A 13,851-nucleotide genomic window follows, 5' to 3' on the forward strand; every position below is an offset into this window, starting at 1 on the left:
ATTAAAACCTCCTTATAATCAATTTGACAAAAAGTCACTTACTATTGTACCAAACTTTTCTTCATCTTCCACATGAATTGCATGACCGCAATTTGGAATTGTTACAAAAGAACTATTTTTTATTTGCTTGGCCATGCTTTCAGCAATTCCACAAAACTTTTGATCGAGTTCCCCGGTGATCAGTAATACATCACATGTAAGGTTATGAAGGAACCCCCACCAGGAAGCTTGGGATCCTGTCCCCATCCCAAGCAAGCTATTTGATAATCCAATCCGAGAATTACGGAGACGCTGTTCCCTTACTTTTAACCTAACCTCTGCAGGAAGCTCTCTCATAGCAGCAAACAACGGAATCTCTTCCCAATAATCTACAAAAGCAGGAATCCCTTTTTCCTTAATAAAATCTGCAAGTTTGGCATCATTCATACGGCGCAGTTCTCTTTCTTCTTCGGTTAACAAGCCAGGAGAAGCGCTTTCTAAAATTAGCTTCCTTACTTTTTCGGGATAAAGAATCGCAAAGGTAAGGGCAAGCCGTCCGCCCATGGAATACCCAAGCAAATCAATCTGGTTGATCGCCAAGTAATCAAGAATGCCGGCTATATCCCGGGCAGCAGCTTCCATTTTATAGTGATTTACATCTTCTGGAGATTCTGTTTTACCGTGTCCAATAATGTCAGGAATAATTAAGCGTGAATGCTTCCCCCAACGTTTACAGAAAGGCGCCCATGTTGACGCATCTCCAGTAAAACCGTGCAATAATAAAAGGGGGAAACCAGTACCGTACTGTTCGACATGGTAACTAACATCGTTACTTACTATGTTCACTTCTCTTCACTCTTGACAAAATTTGATATTTCCCGGGAAACCTCACCCCAGAATTCTCGGTGTTCATCACGATTTCTGTCTCTTTTTGTCTTAACTTCATAGACATGAATGCCAGTTGCCCCAATGGAATTTCTCATTTCCTCTTGTAATTGATCCCAGTCAGTGACCTTGACAAAGTGTCCATTAAACATTTTCACTGCATGTTCGAATTCGATATCGAGCGGTGTCCCAAACAATAATTCAAAATGTTTCGGGTGCTCTGCCTGCGGCAGGAATGAAAAGATTCCTCCACCGTTATTGTTGATAAGGATAATATGAATATCAATATTAAATTGTTTGGCAGCAAATAAACCATTTAAATCATGGAAGAACGTTAAATCACCAAGGACCAGGTATAAAGACTTTGAATATAAAGCGGCCCCCAAGGCGGTGGAAACCGTCCCGTCAATCCCATTTGCTCCACGATTAGCCATGATTTTAATACTCTTTTCATTATGAAGGAAAAAGCTGTCCAAATCACGAATTGGCATACTATTTCCAACAAAAAGTGTTGCTCCTTCAGGAACCATTTGTGATAATTGGTAAAATAGTTTTCCTTCGCTGAGTTCTGCTATATCCCTGACAGATGCCATATTTTCCTTCGTAAGATTATTTACATTTCTCCAATCCTCGAGAAACTTCTGATCGGAATGTACTGTGGCAAAGGATGAAAGCTTCTCACAAAATAACGACTCATTACAAAAAATCATATCAGTTGATAATGCCACTGGATCGCGCCAGCCGCCGCCGCCATCGATAACAAGCTGATCAGCAGCCGGATTCTCTTTTATGAAGATCGTAAGCGCTTTGGATATTGGCATTGCACCAAATCGCAAAATCACATCAGGCTTTAAAAACGATTTGGCGTCTTCATTACGTAGAAATGTATCATACGAATCAATAATATTTTCAAAATTATGTACGCCGCTTCTTAGCTGTGATAATGGGTCAGCCAAAATCGGATACTTTAAAGTTTCCGATAGCCTACTTACGGCTTTAGCAAATTGGTCATCAGCTATATTTCCACAGACAATTATGCCTTTTTCTTTCCCTTCAAGGCGAAGAGCGATGTCTTGTAATTCCTTGTCACTAATCATTAATTCACCGTTTAGGACCTTTACATATCCATTTGGACGCTCTGTATTGTTGAACAAATCTTCATCCAATCTTGGAATTAAAGGCTCGCGAAATGGAAAATTCAAATGAACTGGACCTGCAGGTGCTTCTAAGCAATTAGCAACAGCACGGGCACATACGGTTCGGGCATACCGAATCATATTGGTACTATTCTCCGGCAGTGCCATCTCCGCAAACCATTTGACATGTTTGCCATATAAATCGATCTGGTCAATGGCCTGAGGAGCCCCCACTTCCCGGAGTTCATGCGGGCGGTCGGCTGTTAACACGAGCAGCGGGACCCGCGAATAACGCGCTTCGACAATCGCCGGAAAATAGTTGGCACTCGCAGTACCCGATGTGCAAAGAATTGCCACTGGACGATTGGAAGCCTTAGCAATTCCTAATGCAAAAAAGGCAGCCGACCGCTCATCAACATGGATATGAACATGTAAATCAGGATGTTCCGCCATAACTAGGGCCATAGGTGTTGAACGTGAGCCGGGGCTAATGACAACATCGGTAATCCCGGAATAGACAAGTTCGGCTACAAATGCGGCAAGGTATGCCGTTAATGATTCTTGATGACTCATATTATTTTCCCCCAAGCGCTCTTAACATAGGTCTGAACTTTAAGCTGGTCTCTAAGTATTCACTTTCAGAATCGGAATCAGCCACAACCCCGCAGCCAGCAAAAAGCGATGCCTCGCTGCCTTGAATTAACCCGGAGCGAATGGCCACGGCAAACTCCCCATTACCTTGATAATCGAGCCAGCCAATTGGTGCCGCATAAAGCCCACGGTCAAGTTGTTCGACTTCGCGGATTTTTTCTACCGCTTCTTGTTTCGGCAGCCCGCCCAATGCCGGGGTTGGATGCAGTCTTTCGACCAGTAGTAACAATGAGGTATCCTTACCACATTTACCGATTACAGGTGTATATAAATGTTGAATGTCCCTTATTTTCATCAACTGCGGTTTTTCAGGAAGGATAATTTCATCGCATGATTCTTCCAAGGCAGCTTTAATCATTTCAACAACATATTGGTGTTCAATCAGATTTTTTTGATCATGTAACAGCTGCTTCCCTAATTCCATATCCTCCTCGGCACTATTACCGCGGGGAATGGAACCGGCAAGGCACGTCGAGAATATTTCGTTTCCTTGTTTTTTTACCAGCCGCTCAGGTGAAGCCCCAAGAAAACAATCACCATTAGATTCGAGTGCAAAGATAAAGCTTTCATGCTGCTGTTCATTTAACCGCTCCAGCACCATTCCTGCTTCCACTTTGGTATCAAATTTCATACGCAGTTCTCTGGCTAACACTACTTTCTTAAGTGGACCCTCTTTTAATTCCTTTACAATCCCATTTACAGTTTCTTTCCATGCTTCAGGTAAAATTTCCTTTGTCTCTAGCAGCTCTGCCGGATTATGTCTTTCATTTTTAGACAAAGAAGCCAACAGTTGATTGCGCTCATCCAATACTTTTGCCAATAAAGAATGATGATCCTCTGGAGCGCACACGATATTAGTGGTTAAATATGCCTGTCCCTTAATGATACTTAACATATGCACAGGCAAGTAAAATACTGATTCGGCATATTGAGACCACAGCCGTGTTTTTTCTTTATAGGGGTCAAAGGAAAAACCACCAAAGATAACCGGTCCAACTCCGATTTCACAATCTGGATTAAAAATAAGGGCTTCTTTGAGAAAGCGTTCCCACTCTTGTTCAACTTGATTAAAGCGGTCTCTAGTCTGATCAGACTGAATTTGATGGGCAATTCCCAATCCGATTAGCATAATTTCGTCGTTAGGCTCTTTCCAAAAAAATCGTTCCCCAAAATAATGAGCTTGCCCTTTATCGAAAAATGAAAGCGGGTTTACTTTGTCGATTTTATGAACTTCACTCAATAAAATGGACTGGCCAAGTTCCTTCGCGCGACTTAAGGCTTTTATACTCTTTTCCATTATCTCCGTTTCCTGAATAATAACCAAGTAAATCCCTCCAAAACAGCAAGAATGCCTGTTTCCGTACATTAAAAACCTTATTAAAGATACTACTCCCATTGTAAAGAAGTCAATAATACTTGTCACTACTTATCCCGATTCATTCCTTATTATATGTCAAAAACAATAATTTCGGTTAAATTCAGCTTTTTGTTACTGTTTAATTCATTTTTCCACGCTTACCCGATAATTATCGAGAAGGTATTATCTTCTAGTTCTGATAATAAAAATAAATTGACACTACGTGCCTATTTTTCATACACTAAGGTTTGGGAAACATGCTTTAAACTTTATTATTATATAAATATAGAAGAAAAACGAATTCGGGAGGAGAACATATATGCAGCCAAATTTACAGCAAGGTTCGAAACCTGTTGTTGAATCTAATAGCGGCTTCCAGGTTTGGTGGCAAATGACCCGTCCACATACTTTAACAGCTGCATTTGTACCTGTTTTGCTTGGTACGGCACTTGCCCTTAAACATGGAAATATACATTTTGGCCTATTTTTGGCCATGCTGATTGCCAGTCTTTTGATTCAAGCAGCGACAAATATGTTTAATGAGTACTATGATTTTAAACGCGGACTTGATACGGAACACTCTGTAGGGATAGGCGGAACGATTGTCCGTGATGGTATTAAGCCAAGAACGGTCATGAATTTGGCCCTGGGGTTCTATGGAATAGCGATTATTTTAGGGGTCTATATTTGTGCTAACAGCAGCTGGTGGCTTGCGGTTGTGGGCCTTATCTGCATGACTATTGGATATCTCTATACAGGCGGTCCGCTGCCAATTGCATACACACCATTCGGTGAAATATTTGCCGGTTTCTTTATGGGAATGATGATTATTTTAATCTCATTCTTTATCCAAACGGGAACTGTTGACAGTACTAGCATTCTTGTTTCGATTCCAAGCTTTGTTCTTGTCGGCGGCATCCTGATGTCAAATAATATCCGTGACCTTGATGGAGATAAAAAATTCGGACGCAAGACATTGGCCATTCTTTTAGGTAAAAAAAATGCCGTCTACTTTCTCGCCGGAATGTTTATCTTCTCCTATGTATGGATCATCGGTTTAATTGTGGCTGATATTGTTCCGATTTGGACTGCGATTGTGTTATTAAGTACACCAAAGCCAATCAAGTCAGTAAAAGTCTTTTTTAAAGGAACCATTCCAATGGAGATGGCACCTGCAATGAAGGCAACTGCCCAAACAAATACAATCTTTGGATTTTTACTCGCGATCGGTATTTTTGCCGGACATTTCTTTTCGTAGTTAAAAAGCTTCTGCTATCAACGGCAGAAGCTTTTTTTATTCCTATAAAACCGGGTGAATGCCCCAAATGTCCTTTGCATATTCCTTTATGGTGCGATCACTTGAAAAATAACCGGCATGTGCAATATTCACCAGACTCATTTTTTGCCATTTTTGCTGGTTCGTAAAGGCATCTCCAATTTTTCGCTGTATCTCGGTATAGGACGCAAAATCCTTTAATACAAAATACTGATCGTTTTCTTCTAGTAACGAATCAAATATCGGCTCAAATTCATTATGGACACCAGGAAAGAATCCATTCACAAGCTGATCGACAACCTGTTGGATCCGCTGGTCAAGATGATAATACCCAATTGAATCGTAGCCGCCATGCCGATAATAGTGAAGTACTTCCTCTGCTGTTAATCCGAAGATAAAGATATTTTCATCTCCGACTAACTCATGGATTTCTACATTCGCCCCATCCAAGGTTCCAACTGTCAAGGCTCCATTAATCATGAATTTCATGTTTCCTGTTCCTGAAGCTTCCTTGCTTGCCGTTGATATCTGTTCACTTACGTCTGCTGCCGGGAAGATGTTCTCAGCCAGTGATACACGGTAATTCTCAAGGAATATTACTTTTAACTGATCGCCAACCTTTGGATCATTATTTACCTTCTCAGCTACCATATTAATCAATTTAATGATCTTCTTGGCATAATAATAGCCAGGTGATGCTTTTGCTCCAAATATAAACACCCTAGGCGTCAGGTTAAAGCTTGAATCCTGTTTAATCCGATTATACAGATACATAATGTGTAAAACATTCAATAGCTGCCTTTTATAAGCATGGAGACGCTTAACCTGGACATCAAAAATAGCAGATACAGGAGCGGCAATCCCTGTTTGCTTGTAGATGATATCAGCAAGCCTTTGTTTATTCGCATTTTTAACCTTCGCCAACTGCTCCAAAAACCCTGCATCCTGCTGATGATCCAGCAAACGGATCAGTTCATGGGCAGAATGGGTCCAGGCCGGACCAATCGCTTCGGTAATTAGTGCTGATAATTTGGGATTCGCCTTTAATAGCCAGCGCCTGTAGGCAATTCCGTTTGTCTTATTATTAAATTTCTCCGGATATAATTGAAAAAACGGCTTCATTTCCCGTTCCTTCAAAATTTCTGTATGGAGCCTTGCTACCCCGTTAACACTGAAGCTGCCAACGATGGCTAAATGAGCCATCTTAACAAAGTGATCAGCAATGATTGCAAGTCTGCCAATCCGGTCCCAATCTCCTGGAGTCTCTTCCCAAAGCTCTCGGCAAAAACGTTCATTAATCTCCTCGACAATCATATAAATCCGTGGAAGCAGCGGCTTAAATATATGAACCGGCCATTTCTCGAGCGCTTCCGATAAGGTGGTGTGATTGGTGTAGGAAATTGTATTTCTTGTAATATACCAGGCATCGTCCCATTGAAATCCAGCCTCATCCAACAGGATTCTCATTAATTCCGGAATTGCCAGAACAGGATGGGTATCATTGATATGAATACAAACATGGTTATGCAGCTCCTTAAGGCTGCCATGCTGCTTTTTATAGGCGCGAATAATCGATTGGAGGCTCGCTGACACTAAAAAGTATTGCTGCTTGAGCCGCAGGATTTTTCCTTCATCGTGGGTATCATCTGGATAAAGAAATTCGGAGATTGCCTCGGTTCTCCGTTTATAACTTAAAATATCCGTATCCAATGGAAATTGGGCTGGTTCCGCATTCCAAAGCCTCAGTGTATTGACTGTATCGGATTGAAAACCAACTACCGGCATATCGTAGGGGACAGCCGTTACCGTTTCGGCATGGATATGGTGAAACACAAGCCGGCCATCTTCCATTTTGGACTCAACCTTGCCCCAAAACGGAATTCTCACCGCCAGATCCGCCTTCCGAATTTCCCAAACATTGCCGCTCCTCAGCCATTGCTCCGGAAGCTCTACCTGATAGCCATCAACAATTTTTTGTTCAAATAAACCATGCTTATAGCGGATTCCATGCCCATGGCCCGGGAGATTGGTTGACGCAAGCGAATCCAAAAAGCAGGCGGCCAGTCTGCCCAAGCCGCCATTTCCCAAGCCTGCATCCGGTTCAAGCTCCTCGAGGTCCCCCAACTGGATTCCAAGGTCCCGCAAACCTTCCTCAGCGATTTCATCCACACCAAGATTAATTAAATTTTGCCGGAGCAGCTTTCCTAGCAAATATTCAATCGATAAATAATAAACTTGCTTGCTTTTTGTCGCCAAATATCGTTCATTGGTAGTAATCCAATCATTGCTGACATATTCGCGGATCATTTGGCCAAGGGTTTGATAATGGTCTCTTGCACTGCTTTCTGAAAAACTCTTGCCGCATAGCATCTCCACTCTCGTAATAAATGCGGCCTTAAACATTTCTTTATTAGAAAACATGCGTTTCACTCCTTGTAACAAGCTCGGCGTATAGCTGGTTGTAGCAGAAGGCAGACTGTGCCCAACTGTAATCCTGTTCCATTGCCTGCTTTACAAGCGAATTCCACACCTTCTTGTCATGAAAGATTCCAACAGCCCTTTGAATGGTATAAAGCATGTCATGAGCATTAAAGTGACTAAACGAAAAGCCGTTGCCCTCACCAGTATATTCATTCCACGATGTTACTGTATCGTTTAAACCTCCAGTCTCGCGGACAATCGGAATCGCCCCGTATCTCATGGCAATCAATTGGCTAAGCCCGCATGGTTCAAATAAGGATGGCATTAAGAACAAGTCTGCACCTGCATATAACCGATGGGCCAGTCCTTCATCAAAACCAGTGTGAACCTTTAATTTTTCCGGGTAAATCCTTGCTGCTTGACGCAGGAAATCCTCATATTCATAGTCACCTGTTCCCAAGATAATGACCTGAATATCCTCCTGCAGTATTTCCCTTAGGGCATACTTTACGAGATCAAGCCCTTTTTGCCTTGTCAGCCGGGAAATCATCACCATTAACGGCGTATTTGCACTTTGCTTTAAACCAAATTGTTTCTGAATCTCCCGTTTATTGACACCCTTTTTTCCAAGTTCTTTAGCGTTATAGGTTTGGAAAAGGAACTCGTCTTCTGCTGGATTATAGAAGTCCTCATCAATCCCATTTAAAATTCCGACCAGATCCTCATTCCTTGCCTTAAGCAGTCCCTCCAGTTTTTCACCAAAGGCAGGCGTTTGAATTTCATTTTTATAAGAAGGACTTACTGTTGTAATTTTGTCTGCGGCCACAAGTGCCCCCTTCATGAAGTTGATGTTTCCAAAAAACTCAAGATGCTCAGGGTGGAACGAGCGGTCATCAAGACCCAATAAATCCCGCAGTACCTCTTTTGGAAAAATCCCTTGGAATTGCAGATTATGAATGGTAAATACTGTCCTAATCAGCCCGTAGCCATGTCTTCGGTAATACTCCGTTCTGAGCAAATAGGGAATCATCGCCGTGTGCCAGTCATGACAATGGAGCACATCCGGAAAATAGTCCAATACAGCCAAAGTCTCTAGGACAGCCCGATTGAAGAAGGCAAACCTTTCACCGTCATCAAAATAGCCATAGAGACCTTCGCGTTTAAAATAATATTCATTGTCAACAAAATAATAGATAATCCCTTGATATTCTAATTCTTCAATCCCGCAATACTGTTTGCGCCAACCGACAGGAACTGTAAACTCCTTGACTTTTTTCATACCTTGTTTATATTCTTCGGAAATGATCCCATATTTAGGCATAATAACCCGTACATCAGTTCCAAGGCTGATCAACTCCTTGGGAAGAGAGCCGGCAACATCGGCCAGCCCGCCTGACTTTGCAAATGGTCCACATTCCGAAACAGCAAATAGTACTTTCACGAGTTCATCAACGCTCCCTGCTTTGTTCCTTTTCGCACGACAAATGGAGAATGGGCTGTTCCTGTTAATTGTGTTCCCGACTCCACTTTTACGTCCTTATCCAAAATGACACCATCCAAATAGACGCCAGCTTCAATTTGGCATTTTTGCATGATGATACAATTCTTTATGACAGAGCCTTTTCCGATTTTCACGCCACGAGAAATAATGCTATTTTCCACGCTGCCATTAATTAAACACCCATTGGCAATCATTGAATTTCTAACCAATGACCCTTTTTCATATTTTGTCGGCGGTTCATCCTTTACCTTTGTTAAAATTGGCTGCTCCTTTACAAACAGCTTTTTCCAAACATCAGGCTGAAGTAAATTCAGGCTGGTTGCAAAGTAGTTTGCAATCGAATCAACCATTACCGCGTAGCCGTCATAGTCGTAGCGGCAAATGGAATACCCATTATGAATGTCTTGGACGACATCCCTCATGCAGGTGTAGCCAGTTTCATTTCTTGTTTGAATCAGCCCAATGAGTAAAGAGGTTTTGATCAAGTACATTTCCATCGACCGTCCATCACGGTGATAGATTTCGGTTATATCACAATCCATATCATTATGCCAATCTAGAATGGGCTTATAATTCATGTTTGAAATCGTGTAGCAGTTAGAGATGATTGCATACTCTTGGCTGCTGCGATAAAAATAGTCCATATTGGCCGCAAACAAGTCAAACGATCCGACCCGGTTATGATTGCTGTCCACACCTGGTGATGGGAAGAAGAAAAGACCATCGCGCTTGCGGTTTAAATCCCAGTTTTTTCCTGAGCCCAAATGATCCATTAATGACCGGTACTGCATTTTGGGGAAAATGGCCACACTCCGGATTCCTGTGTTCACCATATTGGAGAGAACAAAATCGATAATCCGGTATCTCCCGCCAAATGGCAATGCTGCCAAAGACCTGTGAGTCAGTAATTCTTCCAAATCATCATGGTAGGTAGTAGCATCAATAATTCCTAATAGCTTTCTTTTCACGCCTATAATCCCCTCCAGAATATCTATATGAAGCACCAGGTCTTTGATGACATGAGTGCTCTTTGTCATAGTTAGTAAGCAGGATAGAGCCCGCTTAGCATTTCTTTTGTAACAAGGATAATTTCATCGTCCAGGGAGCGGATGACCGTCCCATCCGGAATATTTACATCGCAAGGAACAATTGCCTTTTCAATGTAACAATTCTGGCCTATGGTTGCATCCGGCATGATGACCGATTCTTTAATTTTTGACTCTCTGCCAATCGTTACACCTTGGAATAACACAGATTTCTCAATATTCCCTTCAATGGTACAGCCCTCATTGATGAGTGATTCTTGGACAAGTGCGTCAGGAGAAATGTATTGTGGCGGACGATTGGGATTGACTGAATAAATGCGCCAATCGTGATCAAACAAATTCAACTCACATTCCTCTTTTAACAGGTCCATATTCGCTTCCCACAGACTTTGAACCGTCCCTACATCCTTCCAATAGCCCTTAAATGGATAGGCGAATAATTTTTTCTTGTCATCCAATAGGGCTGGAATCACATTTTTACCGAAATCATGGCTGGAATCGGGATTGCGGGCATCCATTTCCAAATATTCCTTCAGTATATTCCAACTAAAGATGTAAATGCCCATGGAGGCAAGATTATTCTTCGGCGATGCTGGCTTTTCCTCAAATTCTATAATTCTCATTTCCTCATTTGTATTCATAATGCCAAATCGGCTGGCTTCAGCCCATGGTACCTCAATAAGGGAAATCGTAACATCAGCCCGTTTCTCAATATGATACTCAAGCATACTTTCATAGTTCATTTTGTAAATATGATCACCGGATAGAATTAGCACATATTCCGGTTGATATTGTTTAAGATAATTTAAGTTTTGATAGATGGCACTTGCTGTACCCGTATACCACTTTACCTCCGAAGACTCGCTGTATGGCGGCAGCACGGTCACACCGCCATCTTTTCGATCCAAATCCCAGGCACTGCCAATCCCAATATAAGAGTTTAAGAGAAGCGGCTGGTATTGCGTCAGCACCCCTACCGTGTCAATCCCTGAATTAGCACAGTTGCTAAGTGTAAAATCAATGATTCTATATTTCCCTCCAAATGGCACAGCAGGTTTAGCCAAGTCTTGGGTAAGGGCATTAAGCCTGCTCCCTTTTCCTCCTGCCAGCAGCATGGCTACGCACTTTTTCTTTTCCATTGCCTTTTCTCTCCTTTCGTTTTTTAACCGGTCTTAATATGTGAAAACCAAACGGAGCTATTTCCAATGATAGAGAACATGTTTTTCCATGGTACGGTTCATTATTTGCCATCATCGTTTTCTTGTTGACTACACCAGTTCCTCCAAACTCCAGGTCATCGTTAGTTAGGATTTCCCGATATTCCCCCGGTTTTTGGACACCAATTTTATATTCCGGATAGCTGATTCCAGTAAAATTACAAATGATGACTAATGTATCTTCTTCTTTTTTTCCTTTGCGAATAAACGAGAAGATAGATTGGCTATGATTATCAGCATCAATCCATTCAAACCCGGATTGCAAATGGTCTAACTCATATAGTGCTTTAGACCTTTTATATAGTTTTATTAACACTTTCACAAAATTATTAAGCTTTCTATGCAATTCATAATCGAGAAGATGCCAATCTAGTTGTTCTTTATCTTTCCATTCTGCAAACTGCCCCAGCTCAAATCCCATAAACAGAAGCTTTTTCCCCGGGTGGGTAAACATGTAGCCAAGCAGGAGCCTTAACTGAGCAAACTTTTCCCAATAGTCTCCTGGCATTTTATCAAGCAGCGACTTTTTCCCGTGCACGACCTCATCATGTGAAAAGGGGAGCATAAAGTTTTCTGAAAAGGCATATAAAAGTGAAAAAGTGACTTTATTGTGGATAGCAGACCTGGCAAATGGCGGAGTTTCCATATACTCCAGCATGTCGTTCATCCAGCCCATATTCCATTTGTAATCAAAGCCCAACCCGCCATAGGATACAGGTGTTGTTACATTAGAGAAATCGGTGGAATCCTCCCCAATCATCAGAACATGGGAGTCATATTCATGGATTACTCTGTTCAGCTTTTTTAAAAATTGAATCCCAAATGGGTTTTCCCTCTTGCCATTGTCTGTATTCGGCCAGTAAATGATATTGGCTACTGCATCCATCCGAAATCCGTCAACATGGAATTCCTCCATCCAGAAGATGGCATTAGAAATGAGAAAGCTTTGCACTTCTCCTTTGCCGAGGTCAAAATTCGATGTTCCCCAGACGAGATTTTCTCTGTCATGGTGATTGGAATAGGAATAAACATGTGTTCCATCAAAGTTATACAGTCCATGAGCATCCTTGCAAAAATGCCCCGGTACCCAATCGAGTATGACTCCTATCCCTTCCTGGTGGCATTGGTCGATGAAAAATTTAAAGTCATCAGGGGTACCGTATCTTGATGTTACTGAAAAATACCCGGTACCTTGGTAACCCCAGGAGCCATCAAAAGGGTGCTCGATAAGCGGCATTAGTTCAATATGGGTAAAACCATGCTCCACTACATAAGGTATTAGCTCATCAGCTAGTTCCCGATAGGTTAGAAAGCTGCCTTCCTCGTTTGTTTTCCACGAGCCCAAATGGACCTCATATATTACAGCAGGTTCCGAGAAGTTATTCTTTTGAGCCCGGCGTTCTATCCAGTTAGCGTCATTCCATTGATAATCTCCGAGATGGTATACAATCGATGCTGTATTTGGCCGCAATTCTGAATAAAACGCGTAGGGATCGGACTTTAAAACTCTTTCATTTGACCTTGTAAAAATTTCATACTTATAGGCATATCCTTCAAGGTTTTGCTTTTGTATTAAAACCCATACGCCTTCATCATTAAGCCTCTGTAATTCATATCCTTCGCCATTCCAGTTATTGAAATCCCCTACGAGCCTTACCTTGCCGGCATTCGGGGCCCATACACAAAAACGGGTGTACACTTGGTCGGAATCTTTAAAGATATGAGCGCCAAAAAGCTGATGACTATTGTAATAGCTTCCTTCGTGAAATAAATGAAGCTGGTAATCTGTCGGAAACAATGTGTTCACTGCCATGGCTCTCCTCATTCCCATTGAAAATATGTATTTCAAAAACCAATTATAAGGGCAAACAACAAATAATCCCCGTAAAACTTTTTTATCTTTTCTGACAATTAACGAGGGATGATTCTATAAGCAGTCAAATTAATACAGTGTTCCACCAAATTCGACAATAAATCTTACTTATTTAGACAAAATTCTATCAAGTTTTTTTGAAATCTTTTTCGTTTTAGGACAAAATAGTTATCCAATTTTTAGAAAATTGAATAACTTTCTTGAGGGTGAAAAACGCGGATGAAAGCGGTTTTTGTAAGCGATTCCACAAGAAAAATATTATATCAATATTATATTTTTTGCATTTTTTTTATTGGTTGAATAATAAATTTACAGCTTAAACAAATGTGCTATTTTTAGAGGCTGAAAAATTAGCATAATCATAACTTTGTCCAGCAAAATATAAAAAAGTCCAGACTTCTGCCCTGAAATTCCATGTTATAATTTGCGTTGTATTGAAAACGCATACATATTGAAAGGGGGATTGTATTTTTAGATTCTTTTCCTTACATCAAATTTTAGGAGGTATT

9 protein-coding genes are annotated in these 13,851 nt (G+C 41.3%); 1 reads left to right on the top strand and 8 read right to left on the bottom strand.

What is annotated here, in order from left to right; all coding sequences use genetic code 11:
• Window positions 1-18: 18 nt before the first annotated feature.
• Genes menH through ACZ43M_RS21950 form a run of 3 tightly spaced genes read right to left on the bottom strand, consistent with a single transcriptional unit; the run spans window position 19 to window position 3,975 of the window.
• Window positions 19-825, bottom strand: a complete 807-nt coding sequence (gene menH, locus ACZ43M_RS21940; RefSeq protein WP_464504653.1) for a 2-succinyl-6-hydroxy-2,4-cyclohexadiene-1-carboxylate synthase — start codon at window positions 823-825, stop codon at window positions 19-21.
• Window positions 822-2,573, bottom strand: coding sequence for a 2-succinyl-5-enolpyruvyl-6-hydroxy-3-cyclohexene-1-carboxylic-acid synthase (menD, locus tag ACZ43M_RS21945; RefSeq protein WP_464504654.1), 1,752 nt, complete (start codon window positions 2,571-2,573; stop codon window positions 822-824). Before menD ends, menH begins: the two co-directional genes overlap by 4 nt.
• Before the next feature lies 1 nt (window position 2,574).
• Complete coding sequence (locus ACZ43M_RS21950) at window positions 2,575-3,975, bottom strand: isochorismate synthase (protein ID WP_464504655.1); 1,401 nt, start codon at window positions 3,973-3,975, stop codon at window positions 2,575-2,577.
• Between the two features lie 352 nt (window positions 3,976-4,327).
• On the opposite strand from ACZ43M_RS21950, the gene ACZ43M_RS21955 reads away from it, so the two are divergent.
• Window positions 4,328-5,266: a 1,4-dihydroxy-2-naphthoate polyprenyltransferase gene (locus ACZ43M_RS21955; protein WP_464504656.1), complete on the top strand. Its 939-nt coding sequence runs from the start codon at window positions 4,328-4,330 to the stop codon at window positions 5,264-5,266.
• 42 nt (window positions 5,267-5,308) lie between these two features.
• On the opposite strand, the gene ACZ43M_RS21960 is transcribed toward ACZ43M_RS21955, so the two are convergent.
• From ACZ43M_RS21960 to glgB, 5 genes are all read right to left on the bottom strand, one after another.
• On the bottom strand, window positions 5,309-7,705 hold the full coding sequence (locus ACZ43M_RS21960) for a glycogen/starch/alpha-glucan phosphorylase (protein WP_464504657.1): 2,397 nt from the start codon (window positions 7,703-7,705) through the stop codon (window positions 5,309-5,311).
• Window positions 7,695-9,146, bottom strand: a complete 1,452-nt coding sequence (gene glgA / locus ACZ43M_RS21965) for a glycogen synthase GlgA (protein ID WP_464504659.1) — start codon at window positions 9,144-9,146, stop codon at window positions 7,695-7,697. Before glgA ends, ACZ43M_RS21960 begins: the two co-directional genes overlap by 11 nt.
• On the bottom strand, window positions 9,143-10,174 hold the full coding sequence (locus ACZ43M_RS21970; RefSeq protein ID WP_464504660.1) for a GlgC family sugar phosphate nucleotidyltransferase: 1,032 nt from the start codon (window positions 10,172-10,174) through the stop codon (window positions 9,143-9,145). The genes glgA and ACZ43M_RS21970 overlap by 4 nt, the downstream gene beginning before the upstream one ends.
• A gap of 71 nt (window positions 10,175-10,245) precedes the next feature.
• On the bottom strand, window positions 10,246-11,391 hold the full coding sequence (locus tag ACZ43M_RS21975) for a glucose-1-phosphate adenylyltransferase (RefSeq protein WP_464504661.1): 1,146 nt from the start codon (window positions 11,389-11,391) through the stop codon (window positions 10,246-10,248).
• Window positions 11,333-13,282 (bottom strand): 1,4-alpha-glucan branching protein GlgB, encoded by a 1,950-nt coding sequence (gene glgB, locus ACZ43M_RS21980; RefSeq protein ID WP_464504662.1) that lies wholly within the window; start codon window positions 13,280-13,282, stop codon window positions 11,333-11,335. The genes ACZ43M_RS21975 and glgB overlap by 59 nt, the downstream gene beginning before the upstream one ends.
• Window positions 13,283-13,851: the final 569 nt, after the last annotated feature.

It is taken from the genome of Neobacillus sp. B24 (genome assembly GCF_055381825.1).

Coding starts and splice junctions, on each gene's coding strand:
- menD (WP_464504654.1), bottom strand. CDS start 2,573: ATGAGTCATCAAGAATCATTAACGGCATACCTTGCCGCATTTGTAGCC.
- ACZ43M_RS21955 (WP_464504656.1), top strand. CDS start 4,328: ATGCAGCCAAATTTACAGCAAGGTTCGAAACCTGTTGTTGAATCTAAT.
- ACZ43M_RS21960 (WP_464504657.1), bottom strand. CDS start 7,705: ATGTTTTCTAATAAAGAAATGTTTAAGGCCGCATTTATTACGAGAGTG.
- ACZ43M_RS21975 (WP_464504661.1), bottom strand. CDS start 11,391: ATGGAAAAGAAAAAGTGCGTAGCCATGCTGCTGGCAGGAGGAAAAGGG.
- glgB (WP_464504662.1), bottom strand. CDS start 13,282: ATGGCAGTGAACACATTGTTTCCGACAGATTACCAGCTTCATTTATTT.